Source organism: Rhizobium sp. R693 (assembly GCF_002211315.1).
In the GTDB taxonomy this organism is placed as follows: Bacteria; Pseudomonadota; Alphaproteobacteria; order Rhizobiales; family Rhizobiaceae; genus Rhizobium.
Genome location: NZ_LOKY01000002.1, coordinates 188,328 through 209,314, shown reverse-complemented (window position 1 = coordinate 209,314; position 20,987 = coordinate 188,328). Strand labels below are relative to the sequence as shown.

General features: G+C 61.4%; 22 protein-coding genes and 1 pseudogene. 10 read left to right on the top strand and 13 right to left on the bottom strand.

Features of this window, described 5'->3' with window-relative positions; translation table 11 throughout:
- Positions 1-40 precede the first annotated feature (40 nt).
- From ATY79_RS03815 to ATY79_RS03795, 5 genes are read left to right on the top strand one after another with little or no spacing between them, the layout of a single operon-like run.
- Positions 41-331 (top strand): nucleotidyltransferase family protein, encoded by a 291-nt coding sequence (locus ATY79_RS03815; protein WP_088695230.1) that lies wholly within the window; start codon positions 41-43, stop codon positions 329-331.
- Positions 328-690 carry a HepT-like ribonuclease domain-containing protein gene (locus ATY79_RS03810; protein WP_088695231.1) on the top strand — a complete coding sequence of 121 codons (363 nt, stop codon included), beginning with the start codon at positions 328-330 and terminating at the stop codon, positions 688-690. The genes ATY79_RS03815 and ATY79_RS03810 overlap by 4 nt, the downstream gene beginning before the upstream one ends.
- 4 nt (positions 691-694) lie before the next feature.
- On the top strand, positions 695-1,195 hold the full coding sequence (locus ATY79_RS03805) for an ureidoglycolate lyase (RefSeq protein ID WP_088695232.1): 501 nt from the start codon (positions 695-697) through the stop codon (positions 1,193-1,195).
- Positions 1,192-1,548: a hydroxyisourate hydrolase gene (uraH, locus tag ATY79_RS03800; RefSeq protein WP_088695233.1), complete on the top strand. Its 357-nt coding sequence runs from the start codon at positions 1,192-1,194 to the stop codon at positions 1,546-1,548. The genes ATY79_RS03805 and uraH overlap by 4 nt, the downstream gene beginning before the upstream one ends.
- Positions 1,549-1,551: 3 nt before the next feature.
- Positions 1,552-2,292, top strand: coding sequence for a metallophosphoesterase family protein (locus tag ATY79_RS03795; RefSeq protein WP_088703092.1), 741 nt, complete (start codon positions 1,552-1,554; stop codon positions 2,290-2,292).
- Between the two features lie 7 nt (positions 2,293-2,299).
- Here the strand turns inward: ATY79_RS03795 and ATY79_RS03790 are convergent, their stop codons facing one another.
- Positions 2,300-3,442 carry an alpha-hydroxy acid oxidase gene (locus ATY79_RS03790; protein WP_088695235.1) on the bottom strand — a complete coding sequence of 381 codons (1,143 nt, stop codon included), beginning with the start codon at positions 3,440-3,442 and terminating at the stop codon, positions 2,300-2,302.
- Positions 3,443-3,518: 76 nt separating this feature from the next.
- A complete protein-coding gene (locus ATY79_RS03785; protein ID WP_088695236.1) occupies positions 3,519-4,487 on the bottom strand; it encodes a quinone oxidoreductase in 969 nt (322 codons plus the stop codon).
- A 94-nt stretch (positions 4,488-4,581) separates the two neighbouring features.
- Between ATY79_RS03785 and ATY79_RS03780 the strand changes: the two are divergent.
- Positions 4,582-5,341 (top strand): annotated as a pseudogene (locus ATY79_RS03780) (LysR family transcriptional regulator).
- 12 nt (positions 5,342-5,353) lie between these two features.
- Here the strand turns inward: ATY79_RS03780 and ATY79_RS03775 are convergent.
- The 4 genes from ATY79_RS03775 to ATY79_RS03760 all read right to left on the bottom strand — a co-directional run bounded on the left by ATY79_RS03775 (position 5,354) and on the right by ATY79_RS03760 (position 8,248).
- Entirely contained in the window at positions 5,354-6,013 is a 660-nt protein-coding gene (locus ATY79_RS03775) for a RibD family protein (protein ID WP_088703129.1), read from the bottom strand.
- Between the two features lie 66 nt (positions 6,014-6,079).
- A complete protein-coding gene (locus tag ATY79_RS03770; RefSeq protein WP_088695238.1) occupies positions 6,080-6,817 on the bottom strand; it encodes an SDR family oxidoreductase in 738 nt (245 codons plus the stop codon).
- A 31-nt stretch (positions 6,818-6,848) separates the two neighbouring features.
- A complete protein-coding gene (locus ATY79_RS03765; RefSeq protein WP_088703091.1) occupies positions 6,849-7,838 on the bottom strand; it encodes an aldo/keto reductase in 990 nt (329 codons plus the stop codon).
- Between the two features lie 14 nt (positions 7,839-7,852).
- Positions 7,853-8,248 (bottom strand): cupin domain-containing protein, encoded by a 396-nt coding sequence (locus ATY79_RS03760; protein WP_088703090.1) that lies wholly within the window; start codon positions 8,246-8,248, stop codon positions 7,853-7,855.
- A gap of 123 nt (positions 8,249-8,371) precedes the next feature.
- On the opposite strand from ATY79_RS03760, the gene ATY79_RS03755 reads away from it, so the two are divergent.
- The gene (locus ATY79_RS03755) at positions 8,372-9,265 is read left to right on the top strand and encodes a LysR family transcriptional regulator (RefSeq protein ID WP_088695241.1); all 894 of its coding nucleotides are present in this window, start codon (positions 8,372-8,374) and stop codon (positions 9,263-9,265) included.
- Positions 9,266-9,324: 59 nt separating this feature from the next.
- On the opposite strand, the gene guaD is transcribed toward ATY79_RS03755, so the two are convergent.
- Genes guaD through ATY79_RS03740 form a run of 3 tightly spaced genes read right to left on the bottom strand, consistent with a single transcriptional unit; the run spans position 9,325 to position 12,343 of the window.
- Positions 9,325-10,632, bottom strand: coding sequence for a guanine deaminase (gene guaD, locus ATY79_RS03750; RefSeq protein ID WP_088695242.1), 1,308 nt, complete (start codon positions 10,630-10,632; stop codon positions 9,325-9,327).
- A 44-nt stretch (positions 10,633-10,676) separates the two neighbouring features.
- Entirely contained in the window at positions 10,677-11,108 is a 432-nt protein-coding gene (locus ATY79_RS03745; RefSeq protein WP_088703089.1) for a hypothetical protein, read from the bottom strand.
- Positions 11,105-12,343: a urate hydroxylase PuuD gene (locus ATY79_RS03740; protein WP_088703088.1), complete on the bottom strand. Its 1,239-nt coding sequence runs from the start codon at positions 12,341-12,343 to the stop codon at positions 11,105-11,107. The genes ATY79_RS03745 and ATY79_RS03740 overlap by 4 nt, the downstream gene beginning before the upstream one ends.
- A gap of 739 nt (positions 12,344-13,082) precedes the next feature.
- Here ATY79_RS03740 and ATY79_RS03735 point away from each other — a divergent pair.
- On the top strand, positions 13,083-13,415 hold the full coding sequence (locus ATY79_RS03735; RefSeq protein ID WP_088695245.1) for a hypothetical protein: 333 nt from the start codon (positions 13,083-13,085) through the stop codon (positions 13,413-13,415).
- Here ATY79_RS03735 and ATY79_RS03730 read toward each other — a convergent pair.
- Entirely contained in the window at positions 13,412-14,317 is a 906-nt protein-coding gene (locus ATY79_RS03730; RefSeq protein ID WP_088695246.1) for a LysR substrate-binding domain-containing protein, read from the bottom strand. The two genes, ATY79_RS03735 and ATY79_RS03730, sit on opposite strands and share 4 nt — an antisense overlap.
- 101 nt (positions 14,318-14,418) lie before the next feature.
- Here ATY79_RS03730 and ATY79_RS03725 point away from each other — a divergent pair, with 101 nt between their 5' ends.
- Positions 14,419-14,622: a hypothetical protein gene (locus tag ATY79_RS03725; protein ID WP_088695247.1), complete on the top strand. Its 204-nt coding sequence runs from the start codon at positions 14,419-14,421 to the stop codon at positions 14,620-14,622.
- 45 nt (positions 14,623-14,667) lie between these two features.
- On the opposite strand, the gene xdhB is transcribed toward ATY79_RS03725, so the two are convergent.
- Genes xdhB through ATY79_RS03710 form a run of 3 tightly spaced genes read right to left on the bottom strand, consistent with a single transcriptional unit; the run spans position 14,668 to position 19,283 of the window.
- Positions 14,668-17,007, bottom strand: coding sequence for a xanthine dehydrogenase molybdopterin binding subunit (gene xdhB / locus ATY79_RS03720; RefSeq protein WP_088695248.1), 2,340 nt, complete (start codon positions 17,005-17,007; stop codon positions 14,668-14,670).
- Positions 17,007-18,473: a xanthine dehydrogenase small subunit gene (gene xdhA, locus ATY79_RS03715; RefSeq protein ID WP_088695249.1), complete on the bottom strand. Its 1,467-nt coding sequence runs from the start codon at positions 18,471-18,473 to the stop codon at positions 17,007-17,009. Before xdhA ends, xdhB begins: the two co-directional genes overlap by 1 nt.
- 33 nt (positions 18,474-18,506) lie before the next feature.
- Positions 18,507-19,283 (bottom strand): 3-hydroxybutyrate dehydrogenase, encoded by a 777-nt coding sequence (locus ATY79_RS03710; RefSeq protein ID WP_088695250.1) that lies wholly within the window; start codon positions 19,281-19,283, stop codon positions 18,507-18,509.
- Between the two features lie 176 nt (positions 19,284-19,459).
- On the opposite strand from ATY79_RS03710, the gene glpK reads away from it, so the two are divergent.
- Positions 19,460-20,953: a glycerol kinase GlpK gene (gene glpK, locus ATY79_RS03705; RefSeq protein ID WP_088703087.1), complete on the top strand. Its 1,494-nt coding sequence runs from the start codon at positions 19,460-19,462 to the stop codon at positions 20,951-20,953.
- Positions 20,954-20,987: the final 34 nt, after the last annotated feature.

Below are 20,987 nucleotides of genomic sequence, written 5' to 3'. Positions count from 1 at the left end.
GGTACTTTTCTCTTTTGCGCCCGTGACTTATAGTTGCGTTATGAAGCCCTCAGAAGCGTTGGAGAAGAACAGGCAGGCGATCCGCGAAGCGACGAAGCGCTTCAACGCGGCGAACCCGCGTGTCTTCGGTTCGGTGGCGCGGGGTGAAGATCGGCCGGACAGCGATCTGGATATTCTGGTGGATACGTTGCCGGGCACGAGTCTATTCGATCTCGGCGGGTTGCTGGAGGAATTGAGGGAGACGCTCGGTGTAAAGGTCGATCTTGTAACACCCGGAGGGTTGCCGGACAGGATACGCGAACGCGTTCTTTCGGCGGCGATCGCGGTATGAGCGTCGAACGGCTGGTGGAGTACATCGATCGCATGCAGCAGGCTGCCGAGCAGGCACGTGCGCTAACCGACGGTATGACCGAAAGCGCCTTTCTGGCGGACCTCAGAACCCAACTGGCTGTGACGATGTCGCTGGTCCTTTTAGGCGAGGCGGCGGCTCGTATTGGCATGAACCAACCAGATTTCATTCGCGATCATCCCGAACTTCCTTGGTCAAAGATAAAGGGAATGCGGAATCTAATTGTGCGCGACTATTACCGTGCGGATCTTTCGGCCATTTGGGGCACCGTCAGATGCGACCTGGCGGACCTTATCTCGCAGCTTCAGTCGATACGCCATTGGCGCATGCAAGGCGAATAGCGACATGTCTCAACTCCTCGATATTCTTCCTCTGACCAAATCCGCCTTCGCGCCCTTCGGCGACGTCATCGAAGCCGATCCGGCAACGATGCGCTATATCAACAACGGCACGACCGAGCGGTTCCATGCGCTCGCTGTCGCCGAAGCGGTGGGCGAGGGCGCACGCGTCATCATCAACCTCTTTCGCGGCCAGCCTCGGGTCTTTCCCTATGAGATAGGCTTGATGGAGCGGCATCCGTTTGGCAGCCAGAGCTTCTCGCCGATCTCCGGTTGCCCTTACCTCGTTGTCGCCGCGGAGGACGAGGACGGCCGGCCCGGTCGTCCTCTGGTGTTCCTGGCGCGAGGCAATCAAGGCGTGAATTATCGCCGCAACGTCTGGCACCATCCGCTGATGTCGCTCAATGCCGTCAGTGATTTCCTTGTTGTCGATCGCGAGGGACCCGGCGACAACCTGGAAGAATACTTCTTCGAAACGCCCTACATCATCAGCGAGCCCAGCCTATGACCGGACTGACCACCCACGTACTCGATACCGCGTCCGGCAAGCCGGCCGAGGGGCTGAGGATCGATCTCTTTCATGTTGAAGGAGACGTCCGCCGTCACCTGAAGACGGTCAGGACCAACTCCGACGGCCGCGTCGACGGCGGGCCGATCCTGATCGGCGACAGTTTCAAGGCGGGAACTTACGAACTGCTCTTTCATGCTGGCGACTATCTGCGCGCGGCGGGCATCGCGTTGCCGCACCCGGCCTTTCTGGACCTCGTGCCCATCCGCTTCGGCATTGCCGACGCGACCGCGCATTACCACGTGCCGCTGTTGATCTCGCCCTACGGCTACTCGACCTATCGCGGTAGCTAAGCCATGCGATTTGCGGCGATCGCGGATGTTCACGGCAACCATCTGGCGCTGGAGGCGGTGCTGGCCGATATCGCGGCGCAGGGCATTACCGATATCGTCAATCTCGGCGACTGCTTTAGTGGCCCGCTGACAGCAGGGCGAACCGCCGAGCTGCTGCGGGCGTGGGACATGCTGACCGTCCGCGGCAATCACGACCGCTATTTGATCGAACAACAGCGCGAGGCCATGCACGCTTCCGATGCCGCGGCGTTTGATCAACTAACGGCGGACGACCTGCAATGGTTGCGCGGGCTGCTGCCGAGCGCGGTCTACCGTGATGAGGTCTACCTCTGCCACGCGGCGCCGGCGAACGACAGTACCTATTGGCTCGAGTCCGTGTCTACGGAAGGCCATGTCTTTTTGAAGCCGCTGGTGGAGATCGAGGCGCTGGCCGAGGGCGCGGATTTCCCGTTGATCCTCTGCGGCCACAGCCATATCCCGCGAATAGTTCGCCTCAGCGATAGCAGGCTGATCGTCAATCCCGGCAGCGTCGGCTGCCCGGCCTATGACGATGACCTGCCGCACCGCCACAAGGTCGACACCGGCCATCCACTGGCGTCCTATTGCATACTGGAGAAGCGTGAGACCGGCTGGCTCCCGATCTTCCGCACTGTCGCCTACGACCACATGGCCATGTCGCGACTCGCAAAAGAAAACGCCCGCCCGGAGTGGGCAGGCGCGCTCGCGACGGGCTGGATACCGTAGCTCTTTCTTACTGACGGCCGAGCAGGATCGATGCGTTGACGTCGTTGATGTCGCGCTTACCGCAGAGCGCCATGGTGACATCCATTTCCTTCCGCAGGATGCTGAGGGCGAGTGTGACACCTTCCTTGCCCATGGCGCCGAGGCCGTAGAGGAAGGGGCGCCCGATATAGGTGCCCTTAGCGCCGAAGGCGATGGCCTTCAGCACGTCCTGGCCGGAGCGGATGCCGCCGTCCAGGTGCACTTCGATCTTGTGGCCGACGGCATCGACGATCGGTTCCAGCATGCTGATCGACGAGGGGGCGCCGTCGAGCTGGCGGCCGCCGTGGTTGGAGACGATGATGGCGTCGGCGCCGGTTTCGGCGGCCGATTTGGCGTCCTCGACGTCGCAGATGCCCTTGATGATCAGCGGGCCGCCCCACTGCTCCTTGATCCAGGCGACATCGGCCCAGGACAGCTGCGGATCGAACTGCTCCGCCGTCCAGGAGGAGAGCGAGGAAAGGTCAGAGACATTCTTTGCATGGCCGACGATATTGCCGAAGGTGCGGCGCTTTGTCTGCAGCATGTCCAGGCACCAGAAGGGGCGCGTCGCCATCTGCCAGATATGCTTCGGCGTGAACTTAGGCGGCGCGGAGAGGCCGTTTCGCAGGTCCTTGTGGCGTTGGCCGAGGATCTGCAGGTCGGCAGTCAGCACCAGGGCCGAACACTTTGCCGCCTTGGCACGGTTGATCAGGTTGAGCACGAAATCCTTGTCGCGCATCACGTAGAGCTGGAACCAGAAGGGTCTGGTGGTGACCGAGGCGACATCTTCGATCGAGCAGATGCTCATCGTCGACAGGGTGAACGGAACACCGAATTCTTCGGCGGCGCGGGCCGCCAGCATTTCGCCGTCGGCATGCTGCATGCCGGTCATCCCGGTCGGCGCCAAAGCAACCGGCATCGAGACCTTCTGGCCGACCATGGTCGTCTCGAGCGTGCGGTTCGTCATGTCGACAAGCACGCGCTGGCGCAGCTTGATTTTGGCAAAATCGCTCTCGTTCGCCTGGTAGGTCGACTCCGTCCAGGCGCCGGAATCCGCATAGTCGAAAAACATCTTCGGGACGCGGCGCTGGGCAAGGGTTTTCAGGTCGGCGATTGTGAGAGGCGTGGCCATGGATAAGACTTTCACATCTGAATAACGCCATGGCCCTTAACATGATTTCCGAGGCTTTGTGTATCTCTTTCGTCGCCTACGGAACAAGAATCAGACTGCCTGCGGCACGCCCGTCTTCGAGGTATTGCTGGGCTTGCGCAGCCTCCTCGAGAGGGTATTCGCGGGCAATTGTCGCGGTGATGCCTGATGCCAGCATTTTGACCACGGCTTCGGCCGCTGTCAGGTAGGCCGAAGTGTCCGTGATGTAAGCCATGATGCTTGGATGCGTCAGCGATTTTCCGGGGCGAAGCGCGTCGACGGCGACAGGAGGGATCGGCCCGCCGGCCTGTCCAATCGTGGCCACGACGCCGAACGGACGTACGGACTGAATCGACTTTGCGAGCATACCGGCACCGATGCCGTCATAAGCAACATCGACGCCGCCGTCGTTAGTCAGCGCCTTAACCGCGACGACGACATCAGCGTTGCGGCCGACGATCAGATGGTCCGCGCCGTGGCTGCGGGCGAGATCGGCCTTCTCCTCCGAGCTTACGGTTCCGATGACTGTGGCGCCCAGATGCTTTGCCCATCGCACGAGAATACTTCCAAGGCCGCCGGCGGCGGCGTGGATGAGAACGGTGGTTCCGAGCTCGACGCGATGGGTCTTCGTCAGCAGCATGTAGGCTGTCAGCCCCTTCAGCATGGACGCGGCCGCGACCTTTGACGACACACCATCGGGCAGGCGAACGGCGCGGGCCGCCGGTAAGAGGCGCGTCGCAGCATAGGCGCCAACGGGTGCGCCGGCATAGGCGACGCGGTCGCCGGGCTTCAGGTCGGTGACTGCGCTCCCCACGGCTTCGACAGTGCCGGCGCCTTCGACGCCGAGCACGGCGGGGTAGGCCGGCAAGGCGTAGAGCCCGCGCCGGTGGTAGATATCGAGGAAATTCATGCCGATCGCATCATGGCGGATGCGGATCTCGTATGCACCAGGCGCTTGCGGCGCCTGCTCCGAAACCTGCAATTGTTCGATACCGCCAGGGGCGAGAAGCGTAACGACCTTATCCATGTGTACTCTCCGATTGCTGTTTTAAGCATCATCGCGGATGGCGATATGATCGAAAATTCCCTATTGTTTCTCATTGAATGGGAAAAAATTAACAATGATCGATTGGGAAAGCCTTCGCTATTTCGCGGCGCTCGCTCGCGCCGGAACATTGCTCGGGGCGGCTCGTGCCCTTGGTGTGGAGCACGCGACCGTCGCCCGCCGGAATGGCGGAACGGATGGGGCAGGAGGCGCAGGCCGTCGAACGGCTGGGGCTTGCCGCCGGTGCGACGCTTGCCGGAGAGGTCCGGATCAGCGCGCCGCCGACACTTGCGGCGGCGATGCTGCCGGAAGCGCTCGTCGCCTTGCGGGTACGGCATCCTCACATCGGCATCACCATCGTCGGCGAGACGCGCTACGCCTCGCTCGACAGGCGGGAGGCGGATGTTGCGGTTCGCATGACGAAGCCGGAGCAGGGCAATTTCGTCATCAGCAAGCTCGGAGATATCGCCTTCGGCTTCTACGCCACGGCTGATTATCTGGCCGCGACGCCGGAGGCGCAGAGAACCTTCATTGCCTATGACGAAACGATGGCAAGCGCACCCCAGTCGATCCGGCTTGCCGAGGCAACCGAGGAGAGGAAGGTGGCGCTAAGAGCCACGACGCTGGAATTTCAGCTGGCGGCGGCGCGCGCCGGCGGGGGCATTGCCATGCTGCCGAATTTCATGCTCGCGGGTGTTGATGATCTCGTCGAGGCGATCCCGCAGGCTCAGCCTCTGATGCGGGAGCTGTGGCTGGTCGTGCATGCCGACATCCGCAACGTACCGATCATCCGGGTTGCCATGGACGCGCTGAAATCGATCTCGTGGTCAGGCTAGCCGCTGCCGGCGTTACCGCGCGCGGTAGCGCAGGTGAACGATATCGCCTTCGAGCTGCTCCACCGAAACGAGCGACAGGGGCTTTGCCGGCGCTGGCGCGCGGTCGAAGGTCATCGGCATGTTCCTACCACCGTCGGCGACGGGCAGGATCAGCAGGCTGATTTCGTCGATGAGCCCGGCCGACAGAAAACTGCCGTTGATGCTGCCGCCGCCTTCGAGCAATAACCGCTCGATGCCGAAGTCTGCGCGGAGGTGTTCGAGCGCCAGAGCAAGGTCGATCTCTTGTCGTCCGGCGAAGATATAGGAGATGCCATCGCGGCGGAGTTCTGCCAGATGGTTGTCAGGCGCCGTTTTCGGCAGGATCATCACGATCGGATCGCCGTTGATCGCGTCGATGTTCATTTGCAGTTTGGCGCCTTGATCGACGGCAACGGCGTATGGACCTTCTGAAGCCCCTGGCGCCTTGCAACTGGTGCGAGGCAAAGCCTCGACGGCTTCGGCAGGGCGGGGGTCGCCTTTCGCGAATTCGGCGATGGTCACGCGTCCGACAAGCCAGGCGTCGCCGTTCATCTGCTGGTGCAGGCGCTCATAGATCGCGGTGAGGGCGGCGGTCATCTCCTGCGGCCATTGAGACGGTACGATCCGGCCGTCGATGCTCGACCCCATGTGCATGATCACGTAAGGGTCCTCCAGGTCCCGTCGGTGGTGAGAGGCGGCAAGATGCGGCCGCCTTCCGTGTCAATATTCCTGCCTGGTTGGCCTGAACAGGATTTCATTCACGTCGACATCCTCCGGCTGGCTCATGGCGAAGGCAACCATGCTCGCGAAGGAATCGGCCGGGATCGCCATCTCGTAGACCTTGCGGATGCGCTCGGCGACGTCAGGTTCGGTGACGCTGTCCGGCAGCTCGGTCGCAACGGCGCCCGGCGAGATGATCGTCGTGCGGATGTTGTAGGGTTTCACCTCCTGCCGCAGAGCTTCGGAAATGACGCGCACGCCATACTTGGTCGCGGCATAGACGGCGCCACCCGGATTGACCTTGTGGCCGGCCACCGAAGAAACGTTGATGACATGGCCGCTTTTCTGCTCCTTCATGTAGGGCAGCGCTGCGGCAATGCCGTAGAGCACGCCCTTGAGGTTGACGTCGATCATCCGGTCCCAATCCTCGACCTGGCCGCGCTCTAGTGGAGAGTGCGGCATCAGGCCGGCATTGTTGATGACGACGTCGATGCGGCCGTGCAGCCGGACGGCGTGGTCGACCAGCCGTCTGACCTGATCGACCTTAGTTACGTCGGTCTCGACAACGGCATCGCTGCCGAGGCCGAGTTCGCCGGCGATCGCATTCAGCCGGTCGAGACGCCGGGCGCCGAGAGCGAGCTTGGCGCCGTCTCGAGCCAGGCGTCGGGCCGCAGCTTCACCAAGGCCGCTGCTCGCGCCGGTAATCACGACGACTTTGTTTTTGATACCGTCAGTCATGACAGGCCCCTTCCGTTCGCTTGGTCGCCGCTCAACGGTCGATCCGTGCCTGCAGGTGTGCCGGATAGCGGTCGCCCTCGACCTTTATGCCGGCGAGCGCGGTTTCGATAGCAGCAAGGTCGTCAGCCGTCAGCTGCACGGCGGCGGCGCCGATGTTCTCTTCCAGGCGGTGCATCTTCGTCGTGCCGGGGATCGGAACGATCCAGGGCTTGCGAGCCAGCAGCCAAGCAAGCGCGATCTGCGCTGGCGTCGCGCCCTTTTCGCGGGCGATCTCGCCCAGCCGATCGACGAGCGCCTGATTGGCCTTGCGTGCTTCGGCGGAAAAGCGCGGCACGACGTTGCGGAAGTCCTTGCTGTCGAAGGTCGTAGCCTCGTTGATCGCGCCGGTCAGGAAGCCCTTGCCGAGCGGGCTGAACGGAACGAAGCCGATGCCGAGTTCCTCGAGCGTCGGCAGGATGTCCTGTTCCGGCTCGCGCCACCACAGCGAATATTCGCTCTGGAGGGCGGCAACGGGCTGCACCGCATGCGCGCGGCGGATCGTCCTGGCGCCGGCTTCGGAAAGGCCGAAATGCTTGACCTTGCCCTCGCGGATCAGGTCCTTGACCGTGCCGGCGACATCCTCGATCGGCACGTCAGGATCGACACGGTGCTGGTAGAAGAGGTCGATCACGCCGGTGTTGAGGCGCTTCAGCGCCGCATCGGCCACCTCTCTGATATGGGCGGGACGGCTGTTCATGCCGCTCTGGCCGCCATCTGGGCCGAAGTTGAAGCCGAACTTGGTGGCGATGACGACCTTGTCGCGGAACGGCGCCAGCGCCTCGCCGAGCAAGGTTTCGTTCTTGCAGGGACCGTAGGCTTCCGCGGTGTCGAAGAAGGTGACGCCGCGTTCGAAGGCGGCGCGGATCAATTTGATCGCGTCCGCGGTGTCCGTTGCCGGGCCGTAGCCGTAGCTCAGGCCCATGCATCCGAGGCCGAGCGCGGAGACTTCGAGGCCGCTTTTTCCGAGTGTGCGCTTCTGCATGGAATTTTCCTTTTCTAGCCCTGGTATTGTTCGTCGGTGACCTTTTCCATCCAGTCGACCACCTTGCCGTCGAGGGCTTCGGCAATCGCGATGTGGGCCATGGCTGTTGTTGCGGATGCGCCGTGCCAGTGCTTCTCGCCCGGTTCGAACCAGATGATGTCGCCGGCGCGGATTTCCTCGACGGGTCCACCTTCGCGCTGCGCGCGACCGCTGCCTGAGAGGACGATCAGCGTCTGACCGAGCGGATGCGTGTGCCAGGCGGTGCGAGCGCCGGGCTCGAAGGTCACCGTTGCACCGCCGACGCGCGCCGGCGCTGTCGCGCTGAACGGCGCATCGATGCGGACCGTCCCGGTGAAATAATCCGCCGGTCCCTTGGCGGATGGATCGGAGCCGTTTCGCTTGATTTTCATCTTTCGTCCTTTCGTGAGCTCAGGAGCGTAGTGCTCGGCTGACGTTCGGAGGAAGATCTAGTGCGGAGGCTTTCCTGCGATTAGATGGTATAAACGGCATAAGCTTATGAGTGAGATTCATGAATGACGCGGCAATCGATCAATGACCTCATCGCCTTTCTGGCCGTGGCCCGGGAGAGAAGCTTCACGAAGGCCGCGGCCAAGCTCGGCGTGTCGCAATCGGCGCTCAGCCATACGATCCGCGCCCTTGAGACACGCCTCGGCCTGAGGCTATTGACGCGCACGACACGCAGCGTGTCGCCGACAGAGGCAGGCGAGCGGCTGCTGAGTTCGATCGGGCCGCGTTTCGACGAGATCGAGAGCGAGTTGGCTGCGCTCAGCGAATTTCGCGAGAAGCCTGCTGGTACGATCCGCATCACGGCGGGAGAGCACGCCGCCGACGCTTTGCTCTGGCCGGCGCTGGAAAAGCTGCTGCCTGATTATCCTGACATCAATGTCGAGATCATCGTCGATTATGGGCTGACCGATATTGTCGCCGAGCGTTACGACGCCGGCGTTCGGCTCGGCGAGCAGGTCGCGAAGGACATGATCGCCGTGCGCATCGGGCCGGACATGCGGATGGCTGTCGTGGGAGCGCCTGCCTATTTCGGGCGGCGGACGAAGCCACAGACGCCCGCCGATCTCACCGACCACAACTGCATCAACCTGCGCCTGCCGACCTATGGCGGGGTCTATGCCTGGGAATTCGAGAAGGACGGGCGCGAAGTGAAGGTGCGCGTGGAGGGGCAGCTGGTATTCAACAATGCGCAGCTACGGCTGAATGCAGCCCTTTCAGGGCTCGGTCTGGCGTTCGTGCCGGAGGCGCTGGTGCGACAGCCCCTGTCCGATGGACGGCTCGTTCGCGTGCTTGAGGATTGGTGCGCGCCTTTCCCAGGATACCACCTCTACTATCCGAGCCGCCGGCAGACGTCGCCGGCTTTCGCCTTGCTGGTCAATGCGCTTCGCTACCGGCGGTGAGGTGCGCGAAATCCGCCCGCTGTTTGCGGGCAGGCGCCGACCTCAAAGGGCGGCGGATCTCAGATCGCGCTCTTGGCTGCGACGCCCGCCACGTAGGTCTCCACGATCGCGCGGTCATCGCCCATGGTCTGCAGCAGGAAGAGTTCTTCCGGCAGCGTCTTCACGACCTCCATTTTCAGCGCCATGGCGGGCGTCGCGGCGGCGTTGAGGACGACGATATCTGCGTCGGAGCCGACATCGAGCGTACCGATCCTGTCGGCAAGTGACAGCGACCGGGCGTTGCCCAATGTCATGTGGTAATAGCTCTCCAGCGGGTTCAGGCGTTCGCCCAGCAGCTGCTGGATCTTGTAGGCCTCGTCCATGGTGCGCAGCATCGAATAGCTGGAGCCGCCGCCGATATCGGTGGCGACGCCTATTCGAACCGGCTTTTCGCGGCGTGCCAGCGCCTTCAGCGGGAAGAGACCGGAACCGAGAAAGAGGTTCGAGGTCGGGCAGTGGACCGCAACCGAACCCGCCTCGCTCATCGCATCGGCTTCGCGATCCGAAAGATGGATGCAGTGGCCGAAGAGCGTCTTGTCGCCGAGCAGGCCGTAGCGGGCATAGATGTCGGTGTAGTCGATCGCCTCGGGATAGAGCTCGCAGGTGAACTTGATCTCGTCGTGGTTCTCGGAGAGATGCGTCTGGATGTGCAGGTCGGGAAACTCGCGGGCAAGCGCTTGCGTCGCCTCCATCTGCGCCGGCGTCGAGGTGATCGCGAAGCGGGGGGTGATTGCGACGTGGTTCCGGCCCTTGCCGTGCCACTCGGCGATGATCTGGCGGGTTTCGTCGTAGCCCATCTGTGGGGTGTCGAGCAGGCCCTGAGGGGCATTGCGATCCATCATCACCTTGCCGCCGACCATACGCATGTTGCGTCTCAGCGCTTCGGCGAAGAAGGCATCGGCTGAGGTCTTGTGGACGGAGCAATAGGCGACAGCCGTCGTCGTGCCGTGGCGCAGCAGCTCATCATAGAAATGCGTTGCGATCCGCTGGGCGTGACCGCTTTCGACGAAGCGGCACTCTTCGGGGAAGGTGTAGGTGTTCAGCCATTCAAGCAGGTTTGCGGCGTAGGAGGCGATCACCTGCATCTGCGGGAAATGCAGGTGCATGTCGATGAAGCCAGGCATGATCAGATGCGGACGATGATCGACGGTCACGGTATCGGCGGGAGCTTGCGCGCTGACCTGGTCATAGGCGCCGCAGGCAATGATCAAGCCGTCCTTGATCAAGAGGCCGCCGTCGCTTTCATAAAGATAGCTTCCGCTATCGCCAAGATCTTGGGGTGTGCGCAGAAAGGAGAGCAGGCGGCCGCGGAGGAGGGTATGTGTCATGGCTTTCTGCCTCTGTCGATTGTCTTCTTGTTACGCCGTTCGCGTCAGAGCGCCGGCTGGGCGGCAATGGCCGCCGGAGTGTCGGCGCAGCCGTACATGGTCTTGTCTGCGAATACCAGAACCGCGTTCAGTGTGTAGTGGCGATCGGACATGCCATCGGAGCACTCGCCTTTGGTCAGCGTCAGCTTGAAGGGCGCCGGTCCGTCGGCGATCGTCCAGGTGGCGCGATCGTTCTCAATGACCGGACCGGGGTTGGCGCTCTTCACGTCCTCGGCGCCCGGGCGGCTGAAGGTGAGGCCGTCGGTGCGGATCTTGATCGCCCAGAAGGGCTCCGTGCCGAGCGCGTTGAGATCGGCCGCAAAATAGCCTGCAGGTGCGGTCGGGCTGCCCTTCGCTGTCGTTGCGTCCGCACCGCTCTTGCCGCAAGCGGTCAGAATTGACGCAAGGAGCATGAGGCGAAGGGCGGCTGACATCATTCCTGTTTGCCTTCGACTGCGCTTTCGAACCAAGCGACGAGTAGCTTGCGCTCATCCGGGGTGATATCGGTCACGTTGCCGGGCGGCATGGCGTGGCTGCGGCCCGCCTGTATATAGATCTCGCGGGCATGAGCGGCAATTTCCGCATCGGTTTCAAGAACGACGTCTTTCGGCGGACGCGCCAGCCCCTCATAGACAGGTTCGGCGGCATGGCACATCGAACAGCGCGTGCCGACAAGCTGCTTGACCGCGGGGAAATGCGCGTCGCCGGCGAATTCCTGGAAGGCAGGAGCGACGGCCTGCGCATCCTTCTCGCCGGTCAGCACCTTGGGCACCGTGGACAGCCACATGATCAGGATGAAGAGGATGACGGTGACGATCCAGGTCCAAGTCGGGCGACCCTTGCGGGCGTGCGTCGTGTTGAACCAGTGGCGGATGGTGACGCCCATCAGGAAGACGAGGGCCGCGATTACCCAGTTGTAGGCAGTGCCGAAAGCCAGCGGATAGTGGTTCGACAGCATGAAGAAGATGACGGGCAGCGTCAGGTAGTTGTTATGAAGCGAACGCTGTTTGGCGATCGCACCGTATTTCGCATCAGGCGTACGCCCCGCGATCAGGTCGGCGACGACGATCTTCTGATTCGGGATGATGATCATGAAGACGTTGGTCGACATGATCGTTGCCGTAAAGGCGCCGAGATGCAGGAAGGCGGCGCGGCCGGTGAAGAGCTGCGTATAGCCCCAGCCCATGAAGATGATCACGGCGTAGAGCACCGCCATCAGGCCCCAGGTGTTCTTGCCGAGCGGCGATTTGCACAAGAGGTCGTAGACGATCCAGCCGACGGCGAGCGAGGCAAGCGAGATCAGGATCGCCACCGGCGCGCTGATGTCGAGCACATGACGGTCGATGAGGAAGAGATCGGCGCCGCCATAGTAGACGATGCAGAGCATCAGGAAGCCGGAGAGCCAGGTGAAATAGCTTTCGTACTTGAACCAGGTGAGGTGCTCCGGCATCTGCGCCGGGGCCACGAGGTATTTCTGGATGTGATAGAAGCCGCCGCCGTGAACCTGCCACTCCTCGCCATAGGCGCCGGGCGGAAGATGCGGCCGCTTCACCAGGCCGAGGTCGAGTGCAATGAAATAAAACGACGAGCCGATCCAGGCAATCGCGGTAATGACGTGGAACCAGCGGGCCGCAAAGGCCAACCATTCCCACGCGATGGCATATTCATACATTGAGTTCCCCTGTTCTTCCCTCGACTCGTCACATTGCAGAAAGTCGTGCCCGGAGGAAAGGGGATTGGCGGCTCGCTAGGAGCTATTGGCGCGAGAATAACCTCCAGTCGATCGCGGTAACGAACTTTTGAAAAGGTGCCACGGAAGCATGCACGCAGTCCTAGGCTCAAAACCTATGGGAAAAGCCAGACGCGTTGTTTTGATTTCATGCTCGGTTAGAGATCAAGGCGGTCTTGTCTTATCGGAAGCATGCTGACCCGGGAGATGGTGATCGACAGGACGGTCCAGCTCCTATGACCGATTGCGTCGAAGCTCGCGTTTGTTCTGTCTTGTCCTTCGAACGCGAACGAACTCGATCCCGATACGGCCGTAATACACAAACCATATCAATGTCCGAGGTAGCTGATCTTGTGGATCTCGCCGCGCAAATCAGATTCTCTGCCCGAACAGATGTTCCCCGGCAAACGCCGCGGACTAAGCCAACATATCGACGTTTTTTCATTGGATGCTCTTCCGTGCTGGAGATGTCAGCCATCGTGGAGACGGCTTGCCAACGGTCGATTGGTGAACGCCATGAATGGTAAAGCACCTTTGAAAATGCGGTTCGTCGACGCCGCCTCGCAGCACGTGAAGTGGCTTGAAATGTAACGCTTCGATTACAGTTTCATTTTTGAAGCCGCCGGGATGAGGTGGAAACCGCTTCATTCCGGCGGCGCATTCATCAACGGAGAAGATGCCAATGCGCAGCATTCTTGTGTGTGTGATGATTGCATTCGCGTCCGGCGCTTACGGCCATGACGCACCGTCCGGCTGGAGCTACGAGCCCTTCTGTTGCAACGGCGATAGCGAAACCGGGGATTGCCAGATGATCCCGCCGAAAAGCGTGGCGATCACGCCGCGCGGTTATCGGGTGACGCTGCTGCCGGGCGATCACCGACTTGTCACGCACGCGCATGTCTTCCTGCTTCCTATGGGAAAGGCCATGCGTTCAGGTGACGGCGACTACCATCTCTGCCTGTTCCCGAATGAGGATACGCCGCGCTGCTTCTACGCGCCGCAGATGGGTTATTAGCTGTCGTCGGTCCCGGTGAAGTTCATTTCCTCGAGAATCCAGTTTCGAAATGCCTTGATCTTCGGAACGTTGCGACGGGTCTCCGGATAGGCCAGCCAGTAGTCTCGCCCGTCATTGGCCGTTAAGGCAAACGGCTGATAGAGCCGTCCCGCGGCAATGTCCTCCAGGAAGTGGCCGGGGCTGAGAATAGCGACGCCTTGGCCGGCCATCGCGATATTGGCGTCCAGTACCTGAGTGCCGAATTCATTCTTCGGAAACTTTTCCAGACCCGGGTTATCGACATCGGCGGCATTGAACCACTGCAGCCACCACGGGTCCCGCGCACTTATCAGTGTCAGACGCAGCAGATCGGCGGGCGTGTTGATGCCGCCTGCCTTCTCGGCCAGCGCCGGACTCAACATCGGCGTGAAATCGAGACTCATGATCTTATGTGCGGTCAACCCCTGCCAGTCGCCCTTGCCCCAACGAATGGCGATATCGGCGGCCTCGCGATTGAAATCCACCAGCGATCCCGAGGTGATTAGCCGTACGGCGATATTTGGATGCTTCAACTGAAACGAGCCGATATGGCGTGACAACCATTGTTGCGCAAAAGTGGCCGTCGAGTGGATGATCAGCGTGTCCTCGATCTGCTCGCGAACCGACGCCATCGCTTCATGCAACATCGCGAAGGCTTCTGTCACCTTGGGCGCCAACCGCTCGCCAGCGTCGGTCAGCGCGATCTGACGCGGACGCCGCAGAAAGAGCGGCTCTCCGATATTCTCCTCCAGCAGTTTTACCTGGTAGCTGACGGCCGTTTGCGTCATGCCGAGCTCGTCGCCCGCCTTGGTGAAACTGCCGAGTCGCGCGACGGCCTCGAAGACCCGCAAGGCGTTCAACGGAAACTGCTTCGACAGCTTCATGGATAAGCTCTCTTTATGCGTGCAGATGATCGTTCGATTGGAATTGCAGCATTTATAGGCGCAATCTGCAATCGAATAGATCAGATTATTAAGGTGATGTCATGGATTGCGCCGCAATCGAGCAGGACAAGCAAGCAAGGGCTGCCCGGGCTTCTAGTTGGCTGTCCGACCTTGGCCGGAGACTGCTGCGTCGGCTTTCGGGATGGGACAGGCTGGAACTCGAGGGTATGCCGGATCGCATCAAGCGCGACCTCGGTTTTATGGACGGGCGCGAGCCGCGCTGCGACATCGAGTTCCGGCGATAGGCCGTGAGGCAGGGAGTGGCAGCACCCGAGGTGCTGCCCTTTTTGTTAGGCTTTCTTCATTCGCTCGACGGCCATCAGTACGCGCTCGGGCGTTGCCGGTGCGTCGAGCCGAGGGCAGACCTTGTAGTTCGCAACACTGGCGATCGCCATCGAAAGCGCTTCCAGCACCGAAATCGCCAGCATGAACGGCGGTTCGCCGACGGCTTTGGATCGGCCGATCGTATGTTCGGCATTCTCCGACCATTCCGCCAGCCGGACGTTGAAGCTCTTCGGGCGATCTGAGGCGAGGGGGATCTTGTAGGTCGAGGGTGCGTGCGTGCGCAGCCGACCCTTCTCGTCCCACCACAGCTCTTCCGTTGTCAGCCATCCCATGCCCTGAACGAATGCCCCCTCGACCTGACCGATATCGATCGCCGGGTTCAGTGAGCGACCGACATCGTGGAGAATATCGGTCCGTTCGATCATGTATTCGCCGGTCAGCGTATCGATCGACACTTCCGAGCAGGCCGCGCCGTAGGAATAATAGTAGAACGGCGTGCCGCGGCCGGCCGCGCGATCCCAATGGATCTTGGGCGTCTTGTAGAAGCCCGCGGCGGAAAGCTGGATGCGGGCGAAATAGGCCTGCTTGATGAAATCGGGGAAGGCAAACTCCTTGTCGCCAACCCGGACGCGGTTCGGCAAGAAGACAACGTCCGTCGGCGGCACGCCCCATTTTTCGGCGGCAAAAGCGACCAGCCGCTCCTTGATCTGGCGGGCGGCATCGTAAGCCGCCATGCCGTTAAGATCCGATCCTGACGATGCTGCCGTGGCCGAGGTGTTCGGGACCTTGCCTGTCGTCGTGGCCGTGATCTTTACTCGCTCGATGTCAACCTGGAAGCTGTCGGCCAGCACCTGCGCTACCTTCGTGTAGAGACCTTGGCCCATCTCCGTGCCGCCGTGGTTCAGGTGGATCGAGCCGTCCTGATAAACGTGAACGAGGGCGCCTGCCTGGTTGAAGGCGGTCATGGTGAAGGAGATGCCGAACTTCACCGGTGTCAGTGCAATGCCTTTGCGGATATAGCGGTTGTTGCGGTTGAACTCGACGATTGCGTTGCGGCGCGCCTGATAGTCGGCGCTTTCCTCAAGCTCATCGACGATGCGGCCGATTATGTTGCCCTCGACTTCCTGGTGGTAGGGGGTGAGCGTGCGACCCGAGCCGGGCTGTCCGTAGAAGTTCAGTTTGCGGACATCGAGCGGGTCCTTGCCGACGGCGTAGGCAATTTCCTCGATGAAGCGTTCCGCACCGAGCATGCCCTGCGGACCGCCGAAACCGCGGAAGGCGGTGTTCGAGACGGTGTGAGTCTTCAGCGGCTTCGATACCAGGTGAACATGCGGGTAGAAGTAGCTGGAATCCGCATGGAACAGTGCGCGGTCGGTGACAGGCCCCGAGAGATCCGAAGAGAAGCCGCAACGGGCGGCGTAGGTCGCTTCGACTGCGTGGATCCGCCCGTCGTCGTCGAAGCCAAGTTCGTAATCGACAAGAAAATCGTGGCGCTTGCCGGTTGCGGCCATATCCTCGTCGCGGTCGGGCCGGAACTTAATCGCACGCTTCAGCTTCTTGGCGGCGACTGCGGCAAGGGCTGCGAACTGGTTGCCCTGTGTCTCCTTGCCGCCGAAGCCGCCACCCATGCGGCGGACATTCACCGTTACCGCGTTCGACGGGATATCGAGGACGTGGCCGACGATATGCTGGATCTCGCTTGGATGCTGGGTTGACGACCAGACAGTAACCTCGTCATCTTCGCCGGGGATCGCCATGGCGATATGGCTTTCGAGATAGAAATGCTCCTGGCCGCCGATGCGCATCTGGCTCTTGAGACGCCGCGGCGCGTTTTCCATTTCCGTCTTCGCATCGCCGCGTTGCAGGGTCATGGGTGTGATGACGAGCGGGCTGCCGTTGGCAAGCGCGCCATCGATATCGCTCCAGTGCGGCAGATCGCGATATTCGATTTTCGCCTTACGGGCCGCTCGCCGCGCAATTTCGCGCGTTTCGGCAATGACGGCGAAGATCGGCTGGTTGTGGAATTCGACCTTTTTCTCGGCGAGCAATGGTTCGTCATGGCTGCCGTTGGAACTGACGTCGTTGACGCCTGGGACGTCCTTGCCGGTGAACACCCAGATGATGCCCGGTGTTGCTTCGACCTCCGAGAGGTCCATGCTGACGATCTCGGCGTGCGCCCGGTCGGACAGGCCCAAAGCGCCGTGCAGCAGGTCGACAGGCTCAGGAAGATCGTCGATGTAGTCGGCAGAGCCAGTCACATGCTTGTGCGCGGAATCGTGGCGCTGCGCGTCGTGCATCGCGCCGTTGATGATGAATTTGGGATCGGCGAAGCTCGACTTGTCCATTATGCCACCTCTTCGAAGCGGTGGAGTTCAGCCGGCGTTCCTGATGTTTCCAGGAAAAAGCGCGTCAACAGATTTTTCGCCGTCAGTTGGCGGTATTCGGCCGTTGCGCGCCAGTCGGTCAGCGGCTGGAAGTCGGCGTCGAATTCTGCCCGGGCCGCCTCGATGGTCTGTTCGGTCCAGGGTTTGCCCATCAGCGCGTTCTCGACATGGCGCGCGCGCTTCGGCGTTGCTGCCATGCCGCCAAAGGCGATCCGGATGTCGTTGACGTCGCCTTCGTCGTCCAGCGTGAGATAGAATGCTCCGAGAACCGCGGTGATGTCCTCATCACGGCGCTTGGTGACTTTGTAGACCGCAAATTGCGTGTCCTCGGCAGGATAGGGCACGAAGATGCTCTCTACGAATTCACCGGGGCGCCGATCCTGCTTGCCGTAAGCGATGAAGAAGTCCTCAAGCCGCAGCATGCGCGCTCCGTCCAGAGACCGCAGCGTCACGGTGGCGCCAAGGGCAATCAAGGGCGGTGGCGTGTCGCCGATCGGCGAGCCATTCGCGATATTGCCGCCGATCGTGCCCATGTTGCGCACCTGATCCCCGCCGATGCGGTTGATGAGACGGCCAAGTGTAGGCACCTTCCTGGCGATGGTCTCGAAGGCGCGGCTGTAGGTGACGCCTGCGCCGATCGTGAAGCCGCCATCGCCTGCGGTGATCGATTGCAGATCGGTCAGATGGTTGATGAAGACAACCGGATCCAAGGCACGCATCTGCTTGGTTACCCAAAGCCCGACATCGGTCGATCCCGCGACGATGGTGGCCGCAGGCTCTTCGGCCAGCACACGCGCCAGCGCGTCCGGCGATCCCGGGAGGACGAGCCGGCCCTCTGCCGTCGCGATCGAGATGGTCTCGCTGTTCCGCATCGCCCACAGGCGCGAGATGATTTCGGAGCGGGTCTTCTCGAGCGGGTCGAAGAGCGCGCTCGGACGGGTGTGACTCACCTGCTCGGCGGCCTTCACGATCGGCTCATAACCGGTACAACGACAGAGATTGCCTTGCAGCGCCTTTTCGATGTCGGCGCGGCTCGGCTTGTCGTTGGAAAGCCAAAGGCCATACATCGACATGATGAAGCCCGGCGTGCAGAACCCACACTGCGAACCGTGGCAATCGACCATTGCTTGCTGCACCGGATGCAGCGTGCCGTCCTTGGCAGCCAGATGCTCGACGGTAACGACATGGGTGGCGTTCAGCGATCCCATGAAGCGGATGCAGGCATTGACGGACTCATAGTGCAGTTTGCCGTCGATCAGCCGTCCGACGAGGACGGTGCACGCGCCACAATCGCCTTCCGCGCATCCTTCCTTCGTGCCGGTCAGCCGGCGCTTCAACCGGAGATAGTCGAGAAGCGTCTCAGTCGGCCGGACATCGCCAAGCGTGACGTCCTCGCCATTCAGGATGAAGCGGATGCTGTCGGTCATATCGTTCCCAGGTTTTATCTTTGTTTTGAATGGTTATGCCGCGGTCCAGCCACCGTCAATCGAGATATGGGTCCCGGTCACTTGCCGGGCTTCGTCGCTTGCGAGGTAGAGGGCCAGCGCGCCAATCTCTTCCGCCTTGACGAACTCATGCGTCGGCTGGGCCTTGAGGATCACCTCGGTTTTGACCTGTTCCTCGGTCATGCCGCGTGCCTTGGCCGTATCTGGTATCTGTTTCTCGACGAGGGGCGTCAGCACATAGCCCGGGCAGATCGCGTTCACGGTCACGCCAAATTCGGCAAGTTCGAGCGCCGCGGTCTTCGTCAGGCCTAATATACCATGCTTTGCCGCGACATAGGCGGATTTGAACGGCGACGCGACCAGGCCGTGCGCGGAGGCTATGTTGATGATGCGGCCCTGCTTCTTCGCCTTCATCAGCGGAATCGCCGCCCGCATCGTATGAAACGAACTGGAGAGGTTGATGGCTATGATCTGGTCCCACTTTTCGATCGGGAAATCTTCGATCTTCTCGACATGCTGAATGCCGGCATTGTTGACCAGCACATCCACACTGCCGAAGGTCTTTGCCGCTGTCTCTATCAGATCCGCGATTTCAGCCGGCTTCGTCATGTCCGCCGGATGATGGATCACCTTCGCCTTCGAGACTGATTCAAGGTTCTCGATTATCGCCTTGATTTCCTCGGACTTTCCGAAGCCGTTGATGACGATGTTGTCGCCCTTGCCGACAAAGGCTGTCGCAATCGCAAGCCCGATGCCGCTGGTGGATCCGGTTACGACGACTGTTCTGGCCATTCTCTTCTCCTCAAGCCTTTTTGCGACGCAATAGAGGTGAGGTTATGCGCAAAGCATCGCTGCTGGCAATTGCGCTGCTGCCAAATCTCTTGTGTCGAAGAGGGGCTGGGTGCTTTCCTCGCTTGCCCTCCTGTCCTATTGATTTTTCCCGACAATCACGATCAGCGGGGGCAGGCATGAGCGGATATGTTCTGGCAATCGATCAGGGGACGACATCGACACGGGCGATCGTCTTCGACGGTAAGATGCAGATCGCCGGTGCGGGCCAGAAGGAATTCCGCCAGATTTACCCGCAATCCGGCTGGGTCGAGCATGATCCCGAGGAAATCTGGGATTCCGTTGTCTCGACCATCAAGATGGCGATCCGCGAGGCGAGGATCGAGGTAAAGGACATTGCGGCGCTCGGCATTACCAACCAGCGCGAGACCGTTGTCGTCTGGGAGCGCGAGAGCGGCAAGCCGATCCATAACGCGATCGTCTGGCAAGACAGGCGCACGGCTAGCTACTGCGACAAGCTGAAGAGGCAGGATCTCGAAAAGACCTTCACCAAGAAAACCGGCCTTCTCCTCGATCCGTATTTTTCCGGCACCAAGCTTTCGTGGCTGCTCGCGAACGTCAAGGGCGCGCGGGCGCGCGCCGCGAAGGGTGAGTTGTGCTTCGGCACGGTCGATACCTTCCTGATCTGGCGGCTGACCGGCGGCAAGATGTTCGCGACCGATGCGACGAACGCCTCCCGCACACTGATGTACAACATTGCCGACAACACCTGGGACAAGGATCTGCTCGATATCTTGCGGGTTCCGGCGGCGATGCTACCCGAGGTGAAGGATTGTGCCGACGATTTCGGTACGACGGAGAAGGCTATCCTCGGAGCGGAGATCCCGATCCTCGGCGTTGCTGGCGACCAGCATGCCGCGACCATCGGGCAGGCTTGCTTCGAGCCCGGTATGATGAAGTCGACCTACGGCACCGGTTGCTTTGCGCTGCTCAACACCGGCAGTGATATGGTTCGCTCGAAGAACCGACTGCTGACGACGATCGCCTATCGGCTGAACGGCGAGACGACCTATGCGCTCGAGGGGTCGATCTTTATCGCGGGCGCGGCCGTGCAGTGGCTTCGTGACGGGCTTGGCATCATCGATACGGCCTCGCGTACCGGCGAGCTCGCCGACGCCGCCGATCCGACGCAAGAGGTCTATCTCGTTCCGGCCTTCACCGGCCTTGGCGCGCCGCATTGGGATGCGAATGCCCGGGGCGCGATTTTCGGGCTGACGCGCAATAGTGGCCCGAAGGAATTTGCTCGCGCCGCGCTCGAGGCTGTCTGCTACCAGTCGCGTGATCTGCTCGACGCCATGCACAAGGATTGGAAGGGCGGCGTGGAGAGCACTGTTCTTCGCGTCGATGGCGGTATGGTCGCTTCCGACTGGACGATGCAGCGGCTTGCCGACATTCTCGACGCGCCCGTCGACCGGCCGGTCATCCTCGAAACCACGGCGCTTGGCGCCGCATGGCTTGCCGGCAGCCGGGCCGGCGTCTGGCCGGATCGCGTCGGCTTTGCCAAGAGCTGGAAGTGCAACCGCCGTTTTGAACCCGAGATGGATGAGAAGACGCGTGTGGCAAAGCTCAAGGGGTGGCGTAGTGCCGTCAAGCGTACGCTCGCCGACCTGTGACGCGCGCGGGTCCCGCTTGGTTGGGATCAGGCAT

Coding starts and splice junctions, on each gene's coding strand:
- ATY79_RS03815 (WP_088695230.1), top strand. CDS start 41: ATGAAGCCCTCAGAAGCGTTGGAGAAGAACAGGCAGGCGATCCGCGAA.
- ATY79_RS03810 (WP_088695231.1), top strand. CDS start 328: ATGAGCGTCGAACGGCTGGTGGAGTACATCGATCGCATGCAGCAGGCT.
- ATY79_RS03805 (WP_088695232.1), top strand. CDS start 695: ATGTCTCAACTCCTCGATATTCTTCCTCTGACCAAATCCGCCTTCGCG.
- uraH (WP_088695233.1), top strand. CDS start 1,192: ATGACCGGACTGACCACCCACGTACTCGATACCGCGTCCGGCAAGCCG.
- ATY79_RS03795 (WP_088703092.1), top strand. CDS start 1,552: ATGCGATTTGCGGCGATCGCGGATGTTCACGGCAACCATCTGGCGCTG.
- ATY79_RS03790 (WP_088695235.1), bottom strand. CDS start 3,442: ATGGCCACGCCTCTCACAATCGCCGACCTGAAAACCCTTGCCCAGCGC.
- ATY79_RS03785 (WP_088695236.1), bottom strand. CDS start 4,487: ATGGATAAGGTCGTTACGCTTCTCGCCCCTGGCGGTATCGAACAATTG.
- ATY79_RS03775 (WP_088703129.1), bottom strand. CDS start 6,013: ATGCACATGGGGTCGAGCATCGACGGCCGGATCGTACCGTCTCAATGG.
- ATY79_RS03770 (WP_088695238.1), bottom strand. CDS start 6,817: ATGACTGACGGTATCAAAAACAAAGTCGTCGTGATTACCGGCGCGAGC.
- ATY79_RS03765 (WP_088703091.1), bottom strand. CDS start 7,838: ATGCAGAAGCGCACACTCGGAAAAAGCGGCCTCGAAGTCTCCGCGCTC.
- ATY79_RS03760 (WP_088703090.1), bottom strand. CDS start 8,248: ATGAAAATCAAGCGAAACGGCTCCGATCCATCCGCCAAGGGACCGGCG.
- ATY79_RS03755 (WP_088695241.1), top strand. CDS start 8,372: ATGACGCGGCAATCGATCAATGACCTCATCGCCTTTCTGGCCGTGGCC.
- guaD (WP_088695242.1), bottom strand. CDS start 10,632: ATGACACATACCCTCCTCCGCGGCCGCCTGCTCTCCTTTCTGCGCACA.
- ATY79_RS03745 (WP_088703089.1), bottom strand. CDS start 11,108: ATGATGTCAGCCGCCCTTCGCCTCATGCTCCTTGCGTCAATTCTGACC.
- ATY79_RS03740 (WP_088703088.1), bottom strand. CDS start 12,343: ATGTATGAATATGCCATCGCGTGGGAATGGTTGGCCTTTGCGGCCCGC.
- ATY79_RS03735 (WP_088695245.1), top strand. CDS start 13,083: ATGCGCAGCATTCTTGTGTGTGTGATGATTGCATTCGCGTCCGGCGCT.
- ATY79_RS03730 (WP_088695246.1), bottom strand. CDS start 14,317: ATGAAGCTGTCGAAGCAGTTTCCGTTGAACGCCTTGCGGGTCTTCGAG.
- ATY79_RS03725 (WP_088695247.1), top strand. CDS start 14,419: ATGGATTGCGCCGCAATCGAGCAGGACAAGCAAGCAAGGGCTGCCCGG.
- xdhB (WP_088695248.1), bottom strand. CDS start 17,007: ATGGACAAGTCGAGCTTCGCCGATCCCAAATTCATCATCAACGGCGCG.
- xdhA (WP_088695249.1), bottom strand. CDS start 18,473: ATGACCGACAGCATCCGCTTCATCCTGAATGGCGAGGACGTCACGCTT.
- ATY79_RS03710 (WP_088695250.1), bottom strand. CDS start 19,283: ATGGCCAGAACAGTCGTCGTAACCGGATCCACCAGCGGCATCGGGCTT.
- glpK (WP_088703087.1), top strand. CDS start 19,460: ATGAGCGGATATGTTCTGGCAATCGATCAGGGGACGACATCGACACGG.